Raw genomic sequence first — 18,613 nt, 5'->3', positions numbered from 1 at the left:
ATTTCATCTAACATGAAAAGACAAAACAATATTGCTCTGTCTTTGCCTTTTTAATTGTTTAAGTCTTGGTAGAGAGAGCCGCCGGTACAGGGATGTACCGGCGGAGTTTGGGGCGCCCTGGATGGGCGATACCAAACCGGAGCGGAGATGGCGTCTCGGATAAAAAGCGCGAGGTTTGAAGGGGCGCGCGCTGGCGCCCCTCATCGGACGCCTTCGTCAGTTGTTTCATGGAAACGCATTTGTTGACCGGCGGACGAAACATTTCACGGAAGTTTCATAGAGGATTGGTAAACGAAACATTTCACAGTAATGACATAAACGGCAGGCCTACAAGCAGTGCACTGAATCCATATAAACGCCCCCCAATCTCAATCTCTATCCCCGTCAATAAACGTAAATTCCTCCTCCTACACCTTGCACATCCTCTCCCTACTCTCTATGTTGATAATCGTGAGCTAATGTTATCAATAAGTAAGGAAATAATAATATGCGTAAAACGTTACTAGTGTTAGCCAGTGCGGCAATGATGATGGGAAGCTCTCTGGTTTATGCCGCGGGGGAAGATGTGGGTGATGCGATGGATACTATCGCAAGCAATTATAAAATCGCGCTGAAGGCCGATAATCCACAAGAGTTTAAGAAAGCATTAGAAGGTATGAAAGCTGGGGCTCAGGAGGCTCAAAAAGGGACGCCACCTAAGCTTGAGAAGGAGCCTGCTGAGGGTGCCAAAATGACCGATTTCCGCCATGGTCTCGATATTCTCATTGGGCAAATTAATGATGCGGAGAAACTGGCTGATGCGGGCCAGTTTGAACAAGCTAAAGCAGCCGCAGAGAAGTTTAAAGATACGCGCAATACTTACCATAAGAAGTACAAGTAATTATGACTCGGGGGTTGGAAATGCGCTGGGACGCGATGGTGCGCTTTACCCACTGGGGCGTTGCTCTGGGGTTTTTACTAAATCGCCTGCATGTGACTACGCCGGGGAGTGACTGGCATCAGATTATTGGGCTTGCAGTGGCCAGCCTAGTGATCTTGCGTATCATATGGGGATTCACGTTGGCAAAAGGCCCTGCGCGTTTGTCAGCGATAATTCCAACCCCTACGTCCCTGAAACACCATTTCCATGAATTAAAAAATCGTAGTGTGCCGACGCATTTACATCATAACCCGCTAGGAGCTATCGGCATCTGGCTGTTTTGGATTTTGTTGCCGCTGATAGCTTTAACCGGCTGGGCGCAAGATACGGATTTTATCGATCTCTATCCGGTAGATGACTGGCATTACTGGCTGGTTAACACGGTCACTGTGCTGGTATGCATACATATTCTTGCGGTGATCGCGATGTCTGTCTGGTTACGTAAGGACTTGGTGCGCGCTATGCTGCCAGGTAAGAAGTAGGTGACATAATGTCCGTGATTTATAGACTCCCTCTCCACTTCTGAAGAGGGAGTCTATGCGCTTAACGCTTCACGCTACTGATTGAATATTTGAAAGTATCAGGCTTCAAACCATCCAATTTTTGCTCGCCAATCTGTGCTTGCGGATACATTAAATAGGCGGCCTGTTCGGCGTCTCCGGGCAGCTTAAGATCGTGGGCGTGGTTATAGGCCATCCAGTTCATCTCCCAACCGCCAAACATCCACTTATTGGCTTTCTGCACTTTAGGATCGCTAAACGGTAGGCCGCCCGGCTGCTCTTCCAGCATCACTTTGCGCACATCCGCAGGATCTACGGGTATCCAGCCGTAACCTTCCATATAGAATTCGGCGCGGCAGTGTTGAGCTTTGGTGATATCGCCGTCTTTGCCGAGGCTATTGAATCCCATGCTCGACTTCCCTAAACGTACGCCATAGGCATCGCGGGCAGGGATACCGACCGATCGCGCTAACGCCACAAACAGCGCGTTGATGTCGGCACATTTACCGGAAAGATTGCCGCTGTCGAGCATTTGCTTAACGTTGCCATCGCCGCAGCCGAGCGTTTTCGGATCGCGCTGAGTGTTGGCCACTACCCAGTCATAAATCATTTTGGCGCGATCGATATTATTTTCACCGCGTCCCTGAATGATCTGATTCGCCGTTTTTGCCACGATACCATCGGTAGGCAAATAGCGAGTAGGCTGAAGGTAAAGGGCCATTTCTTGCGCTGAAAGTTTGACTGGATTGGCTGGCGGCGTTTGGAGATCGATATGGCGATCACGAGTACTTATGCTTTGTGTCATGGTTATGCTGTGCTGTGCGGCCTTTGCCGGCCAGCTAACATGTAAAACCAGCGCGTTGTAGGGCTTAACCAGCATCAGTTTAGCCTTGCCGTCGGCGGAGACTTTCCAATGCGGAGTTTGGGCGCGCTGATAATCGCCAAGGCGTGTATCCGGCAGCGGCAGCCATAGCTGCACGGCTTCATTGGTCGCTGGAATATCTACCTGCGTCGTGACTCGGTAATGCTGCCAATCTTTTGTTTCATTGCTGAGAACGGCATCATTTGATGCGGCATATCCCATGCTTATCATGGCTGATGCGATGAGCGGTACTGCGGCGCTAAGGCGGAGAAAACGGCGTCTGTTCATGAATTTTCCATATTCGTGTTGTCAGGAAAAAGAAGCCAAGTGTCTGGCTTCCATGGTTTCATCCGCCGTTTTCGTTTGCCTGAGGCCTTCCGCTAACCCAGCGAGGTGAACGCCTTTCCGATTTGGAGCGGTCTGACTCCAGATAATCGGGAAGGTAATATTTTACCTATTTTCAGGGTTAACGATGATATTCGCCAGCAGCTTCTGGCTGGTATTGTAATTCAAGTACTTCAATATGGGTTGTCTGGCCGTTTGGCAGCTCCCACTGAATCGCATCGCCGACGCGTAAACCTAGCAGCGCGGCCCCGATAGGCGCCATGACAGACAGCTCTGCGGCGCTATCTTTCAGGCTGGCTGGATAAACCAGCGTGCGTACATGCTCTTCTTTAGACGATAGATCGCGGAATTTGACGCGGCTGTTCATGGTCACTACGTCGGCCGGCATATTTTCAGGGCTGAGCATTTCCGCGCGATCCAGTTCGTTATTCAATGCTTCAGCGACCGGCAGGCTGGCGAAAGCTGGCTGCTCAAGCAGTGTATCTAAGCGGGCTGCATCAAGTTCATTCAGGATAATGGCTGGTCGTGACATCGTTCTCTCCATGTAAGGTGGACAGGAGTCGATCCGGTCCTTGTTGTTTGGTGTCAAAAGAAAACCCTCACGCCCGTAAGCGCAAGGGTTTAGGATTCGTGGACTTTCTATAACGTGATAATAGATAGCTTACCGGCTTTTTAAAAGTGAGCTGTATCACGATTCGGATACTCTATATCCGCCCTTGGGATAGTATCAAACTCTGCCGCAATTTATAACAGTGATGGCGTTTTTTCCTGGTAAATCAGGTAAGGAGGAATGCTTTCTATATTTTTTCTTAACAAAACCCCATCGTATTACATAATTATCCCATTCCATCATTATTTTATCGCTGATTCGCCTATGATCTCCGGCAGACAAATTTATAAAGTATCTTTTTTGGAGTCATAATGAAAATATCTAAAGCGGCAGTCATTGTATCGATGCTGAGTGTTTCTGGTTTAGGGCATGCGGCAGAAATTTATAACCATGATGGCAATAAATTGGATCTCAATCTGAAAGCTGATGGCCTTCATTATTTTAGCAAAGATAAAAGTGCTGATGGTGATCAATCTTATATCCGCTTTGGATTTCGTGGTGAAACCCAAATTAATGATAAGCTGACCGGTTACGGTCAGTGGGAATATCAGGTTATGGCAAACACGCCAGAAACACAAAACGACGCCTATACTCGCCTTGGCTTTGCTGGATTGAAATATGGAAACTTCGGGTCGATTGATTATGGGCGTAACTATGGCGTGTTGTATGACATTGCTTCGTGGACCGATATGTTGCCTGAGTTTGGTGATAACACCTATGAAGCTGAAGATAACTTCATGACCAATCGCAGCAGTGGTTTGCTGACATATCGTAATAGTGGCTTCTTTGGTTTGGTTGATGGATTGAATATCGCCGCACAATATCAGGGAAAAAACGGCACTTGTACCTCTGACGGCGGTTGCTCTAATGGCACATCAGGCCGTAGTATTTCCGAGCAGAACGGTGATGGCTACGGTATGGCAATGACTTATGATTTAGGCTGGGGTATCAGTGCAGGCACGGCATATACGAACTCCAATCGTACTCTGCAACAGCAACGTTCTACTTTGGCTAATGGTAAGCGCGCAGAGGCTTGGACAGCAGGTATGAAATATGATGCCAATAACGTTTATATCGCAGCGACCTATGCGCAAACACGCAATATGACCTATTTCAGCGGTAGTCGTTTACAGGGTTTCGCTAATAAAACTGATAACTGGGAGTTGGTCGCTCAATATCAGTTTGATAATGGATTACGTCCCTCATTAGCATATTTACAATCCCGAGGTGAAAACGTTGGTCGATATGGCGATATGGACTTAGTCAAATATGCCGATGTTGCCACAACCTATTACTTTAACAAAAATATGTCTGCTTATGTTGATTATAAAATTAACCTGCTTGATAGTAATAACCGTGCTGGTATTAATTCAGACAACATTGTTGCAACGGGATTGGTATATCAGTTCTAATTTTTTTTCGTTAAGAATTAGATGGCGGTTTTATTCCTTTTTCCGCTGTCATTATCCGCTGCAAAATATAGTTATATCCTGTCATTGGCTTCATTGTTTGCCTCATAAATGATTTATGGGGCTTTTTTTTATTATTATCTAGATAAAAAAACCTCTATAGAGAATAGAGGTTTTTTGGGGAGCGTAAAACAGCCATCTATTAGTCTTCGTCAAAACCTGCTTCAAACAGAGAGACTACGGCTTCTAACGCTTTATCTTCATCAGGCCCTTCCGCCTGAACTTCAATATGGCCACCCTGAGCAGAGTCTAACATCAGTAGTGCAATGACGCTGCTGGCCTCGGCCTCGACGCCGCTTTCATTACGCAGTAATACTTCAGCGTCGAATCCCTGAACCAGCTCAAACAATTTCATCGCAGGGCGCGCATGCATGCCCAAGCGATTTCTGATTTCCACGGTTTGCTTTACGGTCATACAACGGGCCTATTTACGTTTTTCTAGCGTACGGTGACGAGACTGTACATTCTTGCCGCGTGAGCGGAAGTAGTCGGCCAGTTGCTCCGCTACATAGACAGAACGATGTTTGCCGCCGGTACAGCCGATGGCGACGGTAAGGTAGCTGCGGTTGTTAGTTTCTAGCATTGGCAGCCACTGTTCCAGATAGCTACGCGTTTGGTAGATGAAGTTATGTACTTCGGTATGACGATCTAAAAATGCCGCAACGGGTTTATCTAAACCGGTCATAGGACGTAGTTTGGGATCCCAATGCGGGTTCGGTAAAAAACGCACGTCAAACACATAGTCAGCATCGATAGGAATGCCGTGTTTGAAGCCGAAGGATTCAAACACCATCGTCAATTCACGCTCGCGTTTGCCCAGCAGGCGCGTACGCAGCATTTCGGCTAACTCGTGCACCGACATCTCTGAAGTATCGATGATGAGATCCGCGCGGGAACGTAGCGGTTCCAGCAGGTCGCTTTCTTCATCGATGGCACTTTCTAGAGAGAGATTTTTGGTTGAGAGAGGATGCAGGCGACGCGTGTCGCTATAGCGACGGATTAGCGTATTGCGATCGGCATCTAAGAACAGCAGCTGTGGAGAAAAGCTGTCTGGCAGATTATCCATCGCTGTTTCCAGCACTTCAGGAGATTCAGGCATGTTACGCACGTCAATACTGACGGCGGCGGAAGTTCCACGATCGGCCAGCGAACGAGCTAAATTCGGCAAGAGTTCTACAGGTAAATTGTCTACACAATAAAAACCCATATCTTCTAGCGCACGTAACGCAACAGATTTCCCTGAACCGGAACGGCCGCTGACAATCATCAGCACCATGTCACAACTCCCCTTAATTTCGGACAGCTAAATTGCCGCCTGTTGAAATTTGACCTCCCGCAGGAGGACTATCACAAATTGTTATGCTCAATGTAACGTGACGAGTAATATCCTGCCACCATTTTGATTGTGTGCTAACACTTTATTCTGTAATGATTTTGTACAGTTCATCGTCGCTCTGCGCGCTGCGTAAGCGACGGCATACACCTTTGTCAGCCAGCTTTTGAGCCATAATCGCTAATGTTTGCAGATGGGTTTTGCACTGATCGGCGGGCACCAGCAACGCAAAAAGCAGGTCAACCGGTTGATTGTCGATAGCGTCGAAGCTAATCGGTTGTTCCAGATGTATGAAGACGGCAATGGCTCGTAGGGTATCTTCCTCAAGCTTACCGTGAGGGATGGCGATGCCGTTGCCAATGCCGGTGCTCCCCATACGTTCGCGCGTTAGGATCGCGTCGAACACGACCTGCGGTGGAAGGTTCAGCTGTGCAGCCGCTAGTTCGCTGATGATTTCCAGAGCGCGTTTCTTGCTGGAACAGTGAACCGCATTGCGTGTGCACTCCGGACTCAGTACGGAGGTTAAAGGCATAGTTAAATCGTTACTCATCTCATCTTCTTCATTTAAACCAGCCATAGACTGATTTTTCATGCTCCCCTGATGGCTTATCGGCCCGTTTCATTGACGAAACAGGCCGATTAAGTCAGCTGGTGTTTAAAATAGTTAAACGTTAGTGTTGTTTTAATTTGTCTTTATGTTTGTTGAGCTGGCGCGCCAGCTTATCAACTAAGGTGTCAATCGCAGCATACATGTCTGTTTGCTCCGAGGTGGCATGCAGCTCGCCGCCGTTAATATGTACCGTTGCTTCTGCAATATGTTGGATTTTCTCCACGCTCAGTACCACATAAACCTGATTGATTCGGTCAAAGTATTGCTCGAGTTTGGCAAATTTGGTGGTGACGAATTCGCGCAAAGCCTCGGTAATTTCGACATGATGTCCGGTAATGTTGAGCTGCATAGTGTCTTCCTTCTCTGTTATGGTCAAACCAATTGTTTGCGTTGGTTAGACGGTGGGATGGACAAAGACTCTCGGTATTTAGCAACGGTACGTCTGGCAACCATAATACCCTGATCGGCCAGCAAGGTCGCTAGCTTGCTGTCACTCAGCGGTTTAGCTGGGTTTTCCGCTGCAACGAGCTTTTTCACTAGTGCGCGAATCGCCGTTGACGAGGCTTCGCCTCCGTCTTCGGTACTGACGTGACTAGAGAAGAAATATTTCAGTTCAAATATACCTCGTGGACTGTGCAGAAACTTCTGCGTGGTCACGCGAGAAATGGTGGATTCATGCATGTCGACTTGCTGAGCGATATCGGCCAGCACCATCGGCTTCATATATTCGGCACCATTATCAAAAAATGCCTGCTGCTGCTCAACGATGCAGCGTGAAACCTTCAGCAGCGTGTCATTACGACTTTCTAAGCTTTTAATCAGCCACTTCGCTTCTTGCAAATTGCTGCGGATGAATTGCGTGTCGCTGTCGCTGCGGGTTTGTGCGCCGAGCGAGACATAGTGCTGATTAATTTTAAGACGCGGAACGCTATCCTGATTCAGTTCGACGACCCAATGGCCTTGGTGTTTATGCACTAAAACGTCAGGGATGACATAATCTGATTCGCCGGTATTGATAGAGAGCCCAGGACGCGGATCGAGCGTTTGAATGAGCTGCATGGCCTCTTTTAACACGTCTTCTTTCAGCTTAGTCGAACGCATCAGATTACGGAAATCGTGGTTGGCTAACAGATCTAAATGTTTATCAACAATGAGACGAGCTTCGCTTAGGAAGGGGGTATCATCGGCAAACTGAGAAAGCTGAACCAGTAAACAGTCGCGTAAATCGCGTGCTGCAACGCCGACGGGATCAAAACGTTGTACACGCTTGAGTACGGCTTCAATTTCATCCATCATCACAAGCTCATCACCCATGCTCTCTAAAATATCGTCGAGAGAAGAGGTGAGATAGCCGGTATCATCAACGGCGTCTACGATGGCAGTGGCAATGGCCAGATCGGTGTCGCTGAAGGGCGTTAGCTCAACTTGCCACATTAAATAGTCTTGCAGGCTTTGTGTCGTTTCGCCTTGATAGATAGGCAGCTCATCATCGCTGTAATCAGTACCTGTGCCTGATGGCGTTCCTGCTGTGTAGATTTCATCCCATGTGGCATCGAGGGGGAGTTCCTCGGGCATATCCGGTTGCTCTAGCTGTTCACGTGTGTCCAGCTCCTCGTTGACTTCTTCCGTTGAAGTTTCGATTTCATCGTGAGTGTCATCTTGTTCAAGCAGTGGGTTGCTTTCTAACGCCTGTTGGATCTCTTGCTGAAGCTCTAGCGTTGATAATTGCAACAGGCGGATCGCCTGCTGCAATTGTGGTGTCATCGCTAACTGCTGACTTAGCCTGAGTTGCAAACCTTGCTTCATAATCGCGAGCTCATTTCCATTGGTGCAAGCAGAGTACCTGCTAAACTAAAAAAAGAGTCCGGCCGCATAAAGACCACCGTACGGCATATCCTGCGCAAAGTGCAGGATATGTATGACGCAAGATAGCCGTCATTACAGACGGAATTCTTCACCCAGATAGACGCGTTTAACCTGCTCATCACCTAAGATTTCAGATGGCGTACCATGAGCAATGAGATTGCCCTGATTCACAATATAAGCACGTTCACAAACGTCTAACGTTTCACGCACGTTATGGTCGGTAATCAATACGCCCAAACCGCGATCGCGCAGGTGTTCAATAATTTTTTTAATATCAATAACAGAGATTGGGTCAACGCCCGCAAATGGCTCATCCAGCAGGATGAACTTAGGATTTGCGGCTAAAGCACGTGCAATTTCGACGCGGCGGCGTTCACCACCGGACAGTGACTGACCGAGGTTATCGCGTAGATGGGCAATATGAAACTCTTCCATCAGTTCGTCTGCACGGTCGGCGCGCTGTTCTTTCGTGAGGTCATCACGAATTTCCAGTACGGCCATCAGGTTGTTATACACACTCAGGCGGCGAAAGATAGAGGCTTCTTGTGGCAAGTAGCCTATTCCACGACGTGCACGAGCGTGAAGCGGCAGCAGACTGATATCTTCATCGTCGATTTCAATACGGCCTGCATCACGTGGAACGATGCCCACAACCATATAAAACGTGGTCGTTTTGCCCGCACCATTTGGTCCGAGCAGACCTACGATTTCACCTGAGTTAACGGTTAGGCTAACGTTTTCAACTACGCGGCGACCTTTGTAGGCTTTGGCCAGATTTTCAGCAATTAAAGTTGCCATAACGAATTAGTTACTCTTGGTCTGTGAGGACTGGCTAAACGGAGATTTGCCTTTTGATGCAGCAGGTTCATTCTGCGCTTTCGGCTTAGCTGGCGCCGGCGTCGCTGCTGCTTTTCCACCCTTATCCTGCAACTGAGATGGAATCAACACGGTGGTAACGCGCTTGCCTTTATCGCTGAAGGCTTCCATCTGCTGTTGTTTAACCAGATAGGTAATTTTGTCACCTTTGATACTGCTATCAACCTGTTGCAGGAATGCATTGCCGGTCAGGATAACGAAGTCTTTATCCAGCTCGTAGCGAAGCTTCTGCCCATGGCCGCTGACAGGTTTACCATTGTCTTGCATCTGGTAGAAGGTTACGGGATTCCCATAACCTTCAACGACTTCTTTACCCTGAGCGCCGTTAGGACGGATGACGACAACTTTGTCTGCATTAATCTTAATCGTGCCCTGAGTCACGATGACATCACCGGTGAAGGTTACGGTGTTGCCTTGCATATCCAACGACTGCTGAGCCGAATCGATATGAATCGGCTGCTCTGTATCTCCGGTCAGAGCCAGCGCTGGAACGCTTGCCGTTAGCAATGTACCGGCAACGATAAGGCTAAGGATTTTGTGGTTTGTTTTGAATTTCATAGTAGGTTTTTACCTTGTCAATCAGCCTTGCGGTTTTTTCCCGCATGTTCCCGCGCATCTTCAGACCATGGGAGGTGAAGTTTGACCCATAAAGAGTGACTTCATCATCAGAGCTGACGTCCTGAGTCACTAAGTTAACCTGCGCATTATCGGTAGTAATCCTTTCCAATTGCGAGGTCGTCGTCAAACTGTTTACTTCTACATTTCCGTATAGATAAAGCATACGGTCATCGGTTAGCTTTGCCTTATCCGCTCGGATAGACCAAGTCGGTAAAGTATCCTGATCGTAAGTGGTCAGCACCGGATGAGTAAACCAACTGGTTTTATCTGCCGAAAAGTGCTGAACATCTTCTGCTACCAGCTTATAGCTTAGTTTACCTGTCGGGTCATAGACCACTGTCAGGGTATGCTGGCTGCGATAGGTCGGTTCCTGATTATTGACAGCCACTTGAGAGGTATCGGAATCATTTTCTGTCAGATTCCAACCAATCAGTGCCAATGCAATAATCGTTAATAGCAGGATGACCCAGCGTTTGGTTTTACTCATATTGATAGCCCTTTGGCCTCATCCAGTTTGCCCTGCGACTGTAGGATGAGATCGCATAACTCACGAACTGCACCGCGCCCGCCTGCAATACGGGTAACATATTGAGCGCGCTGCAATAAAATAGGGTGCGCGTCAGCTACTGCAACGGAAAGTCCAACTTTGGCCATCACTGGCCAGTCAATCAAATCATCGCCAATATAGGATACCTGATGCGGCTGCAAGTTCAGATCGGCGAGAATTTTCTCAAAGGCAATCAGTTTATCAGACTGCCCTTGATATAGGTGTTCAATTCCTAGCGTAGTTGCTCGATCGGCAACTAATTTAGATTGGCGACCGGTAATGATCGCCACATGAATGCCTTCGGTAATGAGACAGCGGATACCATAGCCATCGCGTACGTTAAACGCTTTTAGCTCTTCGCCGTTGTTGCCCATGTAAATCAGACCGTCAGACAAAACGCCGTCAACGTCGCAGATGACGAGACGAATTTCTGCCGCGCAGTCCATGATTTTACGGGCAACAGGGCCATAACAGGTAGCGATATTCATACCTTGCTCATTCATTAATTTTTCACCTAAAACGTTAATTCTTAAACCACGCCAGCGCGCAGCATATCATGCATATGAACCACGCCAATCAGTTGATCGCCATCAGCAACTAGCAGCGAAGTGATATGACGAGCCTGCATCAAGTTTAATGCATCGACAGCTAAGGCATTTGGACGAATGCGGATACCACCGGATGTCATAACATCAGCAATTTTCGCATTATTGAGGTCAACGCCTAAGTCAAAGATGCGGCGTAGGTCACCATCGGTGAAAATACCTTCGATTTTCATCAGGTCATCACAGATGACGGTTAACCCCAGATTTTTGCGGGTAATTTCCAGCAGAGCATCACGCAGAGAGGCGTCACGACTGACGTGCGGTAACTCACTACCAGTGTGCATAATGTCACTCACTCGGAGTAACAGTTTGCGGCCTAAGGCTCCCCCTGGATGCGAAAGGGCGAAATCTTCAGCGGTAAAACCACGAGCCTGCAATAGCGCAACGGCCAGCGCATCGCCCATGACCAGTGTTGCCGTCGTGCTGGTGGTCGGTGCCAGGCCTAACGGGCATGCTTCCTGCGGGACTTTCACGCATAGGTGGATATCTGCCGCCTTACCCATAGAGCTGTCTGGGTTGTTGGTCATGCAGATCAGTTTTACTTTTTGGCGTTTGAGTACAGGAATCAGCGCTTGAATCTCATGGGATTCGCCCGAATTGGAAATTGCCAGCACGATATCATGTGAGGTGACCATGCCAAGATCGCCGTGGCTTGCTTCACCCGGATGCACAAAGAACGCTGGCGTTCCGGTGCTGGCGAGCGTTGCCGCTATTTTGCGACCAATATGGCCTGACTTACCCATCCCCATGACGACGACTTTGCCTAAGCAGCTTAGGATCGCCTCGCAGGATTTAGTAAAGTCTTCATTAATGTATTGGTCTAACTGTGCCAGTCCTTCGCGCTCAGTTTGAAGAACTTGCTTTCCCACTCGCTGGAAGTCAAATCCCGGCTGTAAATCCAAATGTGACATGTTTTTTTCTCACTCGATTCAGCGGTTTAATCGGTTATGCACAACGTTAAGCTATGCTTGCCGTCTTGTACTCAGTTAATACAGGTTGATAGGGTGAGGCATAAATAGCAGCGCAACATATGCAATAAATCCGCACAGCAACAGTGCGCCAGCCATCCGGCCAATTTTGTGTTTTCGTCTGATACACAATGCGGTGAGCACGACGCTCACGCCGAGCATAACCCAGTAGTCTCGGCTAAATGCACTTGGGTCAAAGTGGATATCCCCCTGTGATATGAGGGCTGGAACACCAAGTACAATCAAAATATTGAAAATATTAGACCCAATAATATTACCCAACACGATGTCGTGCTCGCCTTTTATTGCACCTGCAATTGACGTCGCCAGCTCAGGCAGGCTGGTGCCAATGGCTATAATGGTTAGCCCAATCACTAATTCGCTCACGCCAAAATAGCGAGCGATAACCGTCGAGTTATCTACAATCATCTTTGCTGATAACGGTAAAATAATCAGCCCCAGCGCAATCCACAGCAGCGCCACCGTATTGCTGGTATCCTTGGGAAGCTCGGCCATTTGTTCATCGGTGAGGGGATCGTTGCCCTCACGCATGGCTAAGCGAGCCATTTTTAGCATTAACCATATAAACGCGGTAAACGTTAGCAATAAAATGACACCATCAAGCAGACTTAGCTGATTGTCATAGAGCACAAAACCGCACAATATAGTCACCCCCAACATTAGCGGGAGTTCGCGCCTGAGAATATCAGACCGGACTGAAAGTGGGCGAAGCAGTGCTGCACTGCCTAAAATCAGTAAGATATTCGCTATATTTGAACCAATAACGGTGCCGACCGCGGTGTTAAGTTGATTGTTCATCACCGCCGTCAGGGAGACGGTCAGTTCGGGCAGGGATGTGCCAATCCCCACAATTGTCATACCGATAATCATCGGTGGGACGCCGAACGATCGTGCGATAGCTGCGGCTCCGTAAACTAAGCGGTCAGCGCCATAAACCAATAGTATTAAGCCAACAATCAACAATAGGGTGGCGAGCAGCATGCAGAATCCTTTGTTGGGGACAATCCGGCGTTTTTGCAGGTTCGTGTAAAAAACTTAGCGAAAAATCGATTAATGGCGGTCTTACCCTGCAAATGGCGCGGAAATTCTTAAAAGTGAGCCATCGATGCAGGAGTTGAGCCAGAATTCTCGTTAATCGTAACAATTCTGACTGCCAGTGAAGGAAAAGTAAAACCCATGGCACCTTTAGTCAGAAAATCATGGGAAATATTTGTAAGAATGCACCCGATGGCCCTAGTTTCGAGCTGAAATGACAATATTGGCCAAAGTAATTAGCATTGTATTAGAGCAGAACGTGAGAGAATCCTGTTTTGTGCTGACTTGAGACTGAATATGGCTAACAGAAATTGAGTTTCATGGTCGAAGGCTATCAGTGCAATAAATCAGTGCCATAACGATGACTAAGAGACCCTAGCTCATGAATCAACAGGCAACGAATTTGGTGGAAATCAACGGTATGAGTTTCAGCCGTGGTAACCGACAAATTTTTACCGATATAACGATGACCGTACCGAAAGGGAAAATTACCGCCATTATGGGGCCTTCTGGGATCGGCAAAACCACTTTACTGCGTTTGATTGGCGGGCAGATCCGTCCAGACAAAGGTGAAATCTGGTTTGATGGACAAAATATTCCATCTCTTTCGCGTCATAAGCTGTTCGACGCTCGCAAAAAAATGAGCATGTTGTTCCAATCCGGCGCGTTGTTTACTGATTTAACCGTATTCGATAACGTGGCGTTTCCGCTACGCGAGCATACGCAACTGCCTGAGTCGCTGATTCGCACTACGGTGCTGATGAAGCTTGAAGCGGTAGGATTGCGTGGCGCAGGCGGTTTGATGCCGTCTGAGCTGTCGGGGGGCATGGCGCGTCGAGCTGCGCTGGCGCGCGCGATTGCGCTCGATCCAGAAATGATTCTGTTTGATGAGCCCTTTGTGGGCCAAGACCCAATAACCATGGGCGTGCTGGTTAAGTTGATTGATGAACTTAATCATTCATTGGGCATAACCTGTGTGGTGGTATCACATGATGTGCCGGAAGTATTGAGTATTGCTGACTACGCTTATATTGTGGCGGATCAGCGCGTAGTGGCTCAGGGGGGTTCGAAAGAACTCAATAGTAATACCGATCCGCGAGTTAGGCAGTTCCTTGATGGTATTGCCGACGGCCCAGTGCCATTCCGTTATCCGGCAGGCGATTATCGCTCCGCGCTGCTTGGATTGGCACCCTTAGGATCAGGGAGTAAGTGATCACATGTTGTTAAATGCATTGGCGTCGTTTGGACGTCGAGGAATCAACGTTTGCGCCTCTTTTGGGCGTGCAGGCTTGATGATGTTTAATGCCCTGATAGGCAAGCCCGAGTTTGCCAAACAGTGGCCGTTACTGCGTAAACAGCTATATAGCGTGGGTGTACAGTCTTTGCTGATCATTATCGTTTCCGGCTTGTTTATCGGGATGGTGCTGGGTCTGCAGGGCTATCTGATTTTAACCACCTATAGTGCAGAGGCGAGCCTTGGTATGATGGTGGCGCTGTCGCTGCTCCGCGAGCTTGGCCCGGTTGTTACCGCCTTACTGTTTGCCGGTCGAGCAGGTTCTGCGGTAACGGCAGAAATCGGTTTAATGAAAGCGACAGAACAGATTTCCAGTATGGAAATGATGGCTGTGGATCCGCTACGCCGTATCGTTGCCCCGCGCTTTTGGGCGGGCATCATCAGTATGCCTTTGCTCACGGCAATTTTCGTTGCGGTGGGAATTTGGGGGGGCTCTGTGGTGGGCGTTGATTGGAAAGGGATTGATAGCGGTTTCTTCTGGTCGGCTATGCAAGGCTCGGTAGATTTCCATACCGATCTGGTGAACTGCGTGATTAAGAGCGTGGTTTTTGCCATTACGATTATGTGGATTGCATTGTTCAACGGCTATGATGCAATACCGACCTCTGAAGGGATTAGTCGCGCGACCACGCGCACCGTCGTGCATTCGTCGCTGGCGGTCTTAGGATTAGATTTTGTGCTGACAGCACTGATGTTTGGGAACTGATGCAATGCAAACGAAAAAAAGTGAAATTTGGGTTGGCGTGTTTATGCTTATCGCATTGTGTGCGGTAGTGTTCCTGTGCTTGCAGGTTGCGAATGTTAAGTCGCTGGGCAATGAACCCACTTATCGTATCTATGCGACCTTCGATAATATTGGTGGTTTGAAAGCGCGTTCACCGATCAAAATCGGTGGGGTAGTCATCGGGCGTGTTGCTGATATTACGCTAGACCCTAAAACCTATTTGCCACGCGTGGCGATGGATATCAACGAGCAATACAACAATATTCCGGACACGAGCTCATTGGCTATCCGTACCTCAGGGCTTCTAGGTGAGCAATTTCTCGCATTAAACGTCGGTTTTGAAGATCCTGAGATGGGGACTGCTATTTTAAAAGATGGCGGAACGATTCAGGACACCAAATCAGCCATGGTGTTGGAAGATTTGATCGGCCAGTTCTTGTATAAGAGCGGCAACGATGATGCCAACAAGAAAGACAGCGCTTCAGATGACGCTTCTGCGCCAGCTGAGGCTCCGGCAGCACATTAATTTAGGGGATTTATACATGTTTAAACGTATTTTGATGGTGGCGCTGCTGGTCGTGGCGCCAATGTCTTCAACACTGGCAAATGCCGCCGTTGATCAGACGAACCCTTACAAACTGATGGATGCTGCGGCTAAGCAGACATTTGATCGTCTGAAAAATGAACAGCCGAAGATTAAGCAAGATCCAAATTACCTGCGTACTATCGTTCATGAAGAACTCATGCCTTATGTACAGGTAAAATATGCTGGCGCTTTGGTGTTGGGTCAGTACTATCGCGGTGCGACACCCGCGCAGCGTGAAGCTTATTTCAAAGCGTTCCAATCTTACTTAGAGCAGGCGTATGGTCAAGCGTTAGCCATGTATCACGGCCAGACATACAATATTGCGCCTGAACGTGCTCTGGGCGATGCGACTATCGTTCCTATTCGTGTGACTATCATTGATCCGCAGGGCCGCCCTCCAGTACGTCTGGATTTCCAATGGCGTAAGAACAGCCAAACGGGAAATTGGCAGGCATTTGATATGATTGCGGAGGGTGTAAGTATGATCACCACGAAGCAAAACGAGTGGGCGTCCATTTTGCGTCAGAACGGCGTTGATGGTTTGACTAAGCAGCTGATTTCTTCTGCCCAGCAGCCTATTACGCTGGATCAAAAATAATGGCGGCGAATGTCCTGCAATGGCGTAGCGAAGAGGATACTCTCAAGCTGATTGGCATTCTCGACAGAGATTCGCTGATGAGCTTTTGGGACGATCGCCACACTTTGCTTGAAGGTAAGAAACGTCTGGATTTGAGTGGATTAGAACGGGTGGACTCTGCGGGGCTAGCGATGCTGGTTCATGTGCAAAACACCGGTGCCACTAGCGCCCCTCAGATCGTTATTACCGGTGTGAGTGAGCGTTTACGCACGCTGATCGCACTCTACAATCTTAATGACATACTTTTGACAGATAGCGCTTTGTTATCATCCTAACTTAGTGCAATTATTAGGATTATTTCTAAAGCCCTCGATAACGATGCTATCGGGGGCTTTTCTTTGTTTAAGATGGGGCGTATTTCCTCTAATATGGGCGGCTTAAGTTCTTTTTGGCTTATACCCGTTGCATATGCGTTGGCGGTCTTCGTTTACCTTAGACACATCCCCACGTAAGTCCTGATGGCTAGCTTGATTGCCGTCAGTATGTGCTTCGAATTATCTCGGGTATGAAGAGCATCTGGCCAAGAATGCTAAAATGATTTTCTTATTTTTTATAATTCAATGATTGAGCGCCCATGGACAACAATGAAATTAAAGATGTGTTGATGAACGCATTATCCCTGCAGGAAGCCCATGTGACCGGTGACGGCAGCCACTTTCAGGTGATTGTTGTCGGTGAACAGTTTGCCGGTATGAGCCGAGTCAAAAAACAGCAGACAGTGTATGCGCCTCTAATGGAATACATTGCAGATAACAGAATTCATGCTCTGTCGATTAAGGCATTCACGCCTGAAGAATGGCAGCGCGACCGCAAGCTTAACGCATTGTGATCCCCATACTCGCTATTACCGCTCGCGGTGATGGTTGTTTTAAATGATTAACTGAGATCGGTAATAATGGATAAATTTCGTGTGCAGGGGCCCACTCGCCTAAGCGGCGAGGTCACCATTTCTGGTGCGAAGAACGCAGCTCTGCCAATTTTGTTCGCTGCATTGCTGGCTGAAGAGCCGGTAGAAATTCAAAACGTGCCGAAGTTGAAAGACATCGACACGACGATGAAATTGTTAAGCCAATTGGGTGTACGCGTCGAACGTAATGGTTCAGTCCATGTGGATGCGAGCAACGTTAATGAGCTGTGCGCACCTTATGATCTGGTGAAAACCATGCGTGCTTCTATCTGGGCGTTAGGTCCATTGGTCGCACGTTTTGGTTATGGTCAGGTTTCTCTGCCCGGCGGTTGTGCGATCGGCGCGCGTCCGGTTGACCTGCATATCACAGGGTTAGAACAGCTGGGTGCTGAGATTAAGCTGGAAGAGGGCTACGTTAAAGCCTCTGTCGATGGTCGCCTGAAAGGTGCGCATATCGTCATGGATAAGGTTAGCGTTGGCGCGACCGTTACCATCATGAGCGCAGCGACGCTGGCGGAAGGGACAACCGTGATTGAAAACGCCGCGCGTGAGCCGGAGATCGTGGATACTGCGAATTTCCTCAATACGCTGGGCGCTAAAATCTCGGGCGCCGGTACAGATCGCATTACTATTGAAGGCGTTGCTCGTCTAGGCGGCGGTGTTTACCGCGTATTGCCAGATCGTATTGAAACCGGTACTTTCCTGATCGCTGCTGCAGTGACTCGTGGGAAAATCATTTGCCGTAATACGCGCCCAGATACTTTGGATGCGGTATTAGCGAAACTGCGCGAAGCGGGTGCAGATATTGAAGTGGGTGAAGATTGGATCTCGCTGGATATGCATGGCGAGCGCCCGAAAGCGGTTACCGTACGTACCGCGCCACATCCGGGGTTCCCAACGGATATGCAGGCACAGTTCAGCCTATTGAATCTGGTGGCTGAAGGTACCGGTGTGATCACTGAGACCATCTTCGAAAACCGCTTCATGCATATTCCTGAGCTTATCCGTATGGGCGCTCATGCTGAGATCGAAGGTAATACGGCGATTTGCTACGGCGTGGAGAAATTGTCTGGTGCACAGGTTATGGCAACTGACCTGCGTGCGTCTGCAAGTCTGGTTATTGCAGGCTGCGTCGCGGAAGGCACAACTATCGTCGATCGTATTTACCACATCGACCGTGGTTATGACCGCATCGAGAACAAATTAAGCGCCTTGGGCGCAAACATCGAGCGTGTTAAAGGCGAGTAACTCGGCCTGAGCTTAAAAATAAAAACGCCATCT

At 48.4% G+C, this 18,613-nt stretch carries 23 protein-coding genes; 10 read left to right on the top strand and 13 right to left on the bottom strand.

What is annotated here, in order from left to right; all coding sequences use genetic code 11:
• Positions 1 to 487: 487 nt before the first annotated feature.
• Entirely contained in the window at positions 488 to 880 is a 393-nt protein-coding gene (gene cybC / locus HMPREF3091_RS18920) for a cytochrome b562 (protein ID WP_004091238.1), read from the top strand.
• A gap of 20 nt (positions 881 to 900) precedes the next feature.
• Positions 901 to 1,401 carry a cytochrome b/b6 domain-containing protein gene (locus HMPREF3091_RS18915; protein ID WP_246840026.1) on the top strand — a complete coding sequence of 167 codons (501 nt, stop codon included), beginning with the start codon at positions 901 to 903 and terminating at the stop codon, positions 1,399 to 1,401.
• Positions 1,402 to 1,462: 61 nt separating this feature from the next.
• Here the strand turns inward: HMPREF3091_RS18915 and HMPREF3091_RS18910 are convergent, their stop codons facing one another.
• A complete protein-coding gene (locus tag HMPREF3091_RS18910) occupies positions 1,463 to 2,569 on the bottom strand; it encodes a transglutaminase-like domain-containing protein (RefSeq protein WP_070717988.1) in 1,107 nt (368 codons plus the stop codon).
• 178 nt (positions 2,570 to 2,747) lie between these two features.
• Positions 2,748 to 3,158 carry a nucleoside diphosphate kinase regulator gene (gene rnk, locus HMPREF3091_RS18905; RefSeq protein WP_008815233.1) on the bottom strand — a complete coding sequence of 137 codons (411 nt, stop codon included), beginning with the start codon at positions 3,156 to 3,158 and terminating at the stop codon, positions 2,748 to 2,750.
• Between the two features lie 389 nt (positions 3,159 to 3,547).
• Between rnk and ompC the strand changes: the two genes are divergently transcribed.
• Positions 3,548 to 4,648, top strand: a complete 1,101-nt coding sequence (gene ompC, locus HMPREF3091_RS18900) for a porin OmpC (protein WP_070717986.1) — start codon at positions 3,548 to 3,550, stop codon at positions 4,646 to 4,648.
• A 199-nt stretch (positions 4,649 to 4,847) separates the two neighbouring features.
• Here the strand turns inward: ompC and npr are convergent, their stop codons facing one another.
• The 11 genes from npr to HMPREF3091_RS18845 form a co-directional block, all read right to left on the bottom strand.
• The gene (gene npr / locus HMPREF3091_RS18895; protein WP_008815222.1) at positions 4,848 to 5,120 is read right to left on the bottom strand and encodes a PTS phosphocarrier protein NPr; all 273 of its coding nucleotides are present in this window, start codon (positions 5,118 to 5,120) and stop codon (positions 4,848 to 4,850) included.
• Between the two features lie 9 nt (positions 5,121 to 5,129).
• Positions 5,130 to 5,981: an RNase adapter RapZ gene (gene rapZ, locus HMPREF3091_RS18890; protein ID WP_004091249.1), complete on the bottom strand. Its 852-nt coding sequence runs from the start codon at positions 5,979 to 5,981 to the stop codon at positions 5,130 to 5,132.
• A 142-nt stretch (positions 5,982 to 6,123) separates the two neighbouring features.
• Positions 6,124 to 6,630 (bottom strand): PTS IIA-like nitrogen regulatory protein PtsN, encoded by a 507-nt coding sequence (gene ptsN, locus HMPREF3091_RS18885; RefSeq protein WP_008815221.1) that lies wholly within the window; start codon positions 6,628 to 6,630, stop codon positions 6,124 to 6,126.
• Between the two features lie 79 nt (positions 6,631 to 6,709).
• On the bottom strand, positions 6,710 to 6,997 hold the full coding sequence (hpf, locus tag HMPREF3091_RS18880; protein ID WP_008815220.1) for a ribosome hibernation promoting factor: 288 nt from the start codon (positions 6,995 to 6,997) through the stop codon (positions 6,710 to 6,712).
• Between the two features lie 23 nt (positions 6,998 to 7,020).
• Positions 7,021 to 8,454: an RNA polymerase factor sigma-54 gene (gene rpoN / locus HMPREF3091_RS18875; protein ID WP_070717985.1), complete on the bottom strand. Its 1,434-nt coding sequence runs from the start codon at positions 8,452 to 8,454 to the stop codon at positions 7,021 to 7,023.
• Between the two features lie 132 nt (positions 8,455 to 8,586).
• A complete protein-coding gene (lptB, locus tag HMPREF3091_RS18870; RefSeq protein WP_004091254.1) occupies positions 8,587 to 9,312 on the bottom strand; it encodes an LPS export ABC transporter ATP-binding protein in 726 nt (241 codons plus the stop codon).
• A gap of 6 nt (positions 9,313 to 9,318) precedes the next feature.
• On the bottom strand, positions 9,319 to 9,948 hold the full coding sequence (gene lptA, locus HMPREF3091_RS18865; protein ID WP_004091256.1) for a lipopolysaccharide ABC transporter substrate-binding protein LptA: 630 nt from the start codon (positions 9,946 to 9,948) through the stop codon (positions 9,319 to 9,321).
• Positions 9,917 to 10,495: an LPS export ABC transporter periplasmic protein LptC gene (lptC, locus tag HMPREF3091_RS18860; RefSeq protein ID WP_004091257.1), complete on the bottom strand. Its 579-nt coding sequence runs from the start codon at positions 10,493 to 10,495 to the stop codon at positions 9,917 to 9,919. The genes lptA and lptC overlap by 32 nt, the downstream gene beginning before the upstream one ends.
• Positions 10,492 to 11,058 carry a 3-deoxy-manno-octulosonate-8-phosphatase KdsC gene (gene kdsC / locus HMPREF3091_RS18855; protein ID WP_004091258.1) on the bottom strand — a complete coding sequence of 189 codons (567 nt, stop codon included), beginning with the start codon at positions 11,056 to 11,058 and terminating at the stop codon, positions 10,492 to 10,494. The genes lptC and kdsC overlap by 4 nt, the downstream gene beginning before the upstream one ends.
• Positions 11,059 to 11,084: 26 nt before the next feature.
• Positions 11,085 to 12,071 carry an arabinose-5-phosphate isomerase KdsD gene (gene kdsD, locus HMPREF3091_RS18850; protein ID WP_070717982.1) on the bottom strand — a complete coding sequence of 329 codons (987 nt, stop codon included), beginning with the start codon at positions 12,069 to 12,071 and terminating at the stop codon, positions 11,085 to 11,087.
• A 75-nt stretch (positions 12,072 to 12,146) separates the two neighbouring features.
• On the bottom strand, positions 12,147 to 13,130 hold the full coding sequence (locus tag HMPREF3091_RS18845; RefSeq protein WP_004091261.1) for a calcium/sodium antiporter: 984 nt from the start codon (positions 13,128 to 13,130) through the stop codon (positions 12,147 to 12,149).
• 436 nt (positions 13,131 to 13,566) lie between these two features.
• Between HMPREF3091_RS18845 and mlaF the strand changes: the two genes are divergently transcribed.
• From mlaF to murA, 7 genes are all read left to right on the top strand, one after another.
• On the top strand, positions 13,567 to 14,397 hold the full coding sequence (gene mlaF, locus HMPREF3091_RS18840) for a phospholipid ABC transporter ATP-binding protein MlaF (protein ID WP_004091262.1): 831 nt from the start codon (positions 13,567 to 13,569) through the stop codon (positions 14,395 to 14,397).
• Positions 14,398 to 14,401: 4 nt separating this feature from the next.
• Positions 14,402 to 15,184: a lipid asymmetry maintenance ABC transporter permease subunit MlaE gene (gene mlaE, locus HMPREF3091_RS18835; protein WP_035502877.1), complete on the top strand. Its 783-nt coding sequence runs from the start codon at positions 14,402 to 14,404 to the stop codon at positions 15,182 to 15,184.
• 4 nt (positions 15,185 to 15,188) lie between these two features.
• Positions 15,189 to 15,728 carry an outer membrane lipid asymmetry maintenance protein MlaD gene (gene mlaD / locus HMPREF3091_RS18830; protein ID WP_004091264.1) on the top strand — a complete coding sequence of 180 codons (540 nt, stop codon included), beginning with the start codon at positions 15,189 to 15,191 and terminating at the stop codon, positions 15,726 to 15,728.
• Between the two features lie 16 nt (positions 15,729 to 15,744).
• Positions 15,745 to 16,386 carry a phospholipid-binding protein MlaC gene (mlaC, locus tag HMPREF3091_RS18825; protein ID WP_004091265.1) on the top strand — a complete coding sequence of 214 codons (642 nt, stop codon included), beginning with the start codon at positions 15,745 to 15,747 and terminating at the stop codon, positions 16,384 to 16,386.
• On the top strand, positions 16,386 to 16,700 hold the full coding sequence (mlaB, locus tag HMPREF3091_RS18820; protein ID WP_070717979.1) for a lipid asymmetry maintenance protein MlaB: 315 nt from the start codon (positions 16,386 to 16,388) through the stop codon (positions 16,698 to 16,700). The genes mlaC and mlaB overlap by 1 nt, the downstream gene beginning before the upstream one ends.
• 299 nt (positions 16,701 to 16,999) lie before the next feature.
• Positions 17,000 to 17,254 (top strand): BolA family iron metabolism protein IbaG, encoded by a 255-nt coding sequence (gene ibaG / locus HMPREF3091_RS18815; protein ID WP_008815209.1) that lies wholly within the window; start codon positions 17,000 to 17,002, stop codon positions 17,252 to 17,254.
• Between the two features lie 66 nt (positions 17,255 to 17,320).
• Complete coding sequence (gene murA, locus HMPREF3091_RS18810) at positions 17,321 to 18,580, top strand: UDP-N-acetylglucosamine 1-carboxyvinyltransferase (protein WP_008815208.1); 1,260 nt, start codon at positions 17,321 to 17,323, stop codon at positions 18,578 to 18,580.
• The last annotated feature ends 33 nt before the right edge of the window (positions 18,581 to 18,613 follow it).

The sequence above is a fragment of the Hafnia sp. HMSC23F03 genome (assembly GCF_001816025.1).
Taxonomy (GTDB): domain Bacteria; phylum Pseudomonadota; class Gammaproteobacteria; order Enterobacterales; family Enterobacteriaceae; genus Hafnia; species Hafnia paralvei.
This window is presented reverse-complemented; position numbering and strand designations above follow the sequence as displayed.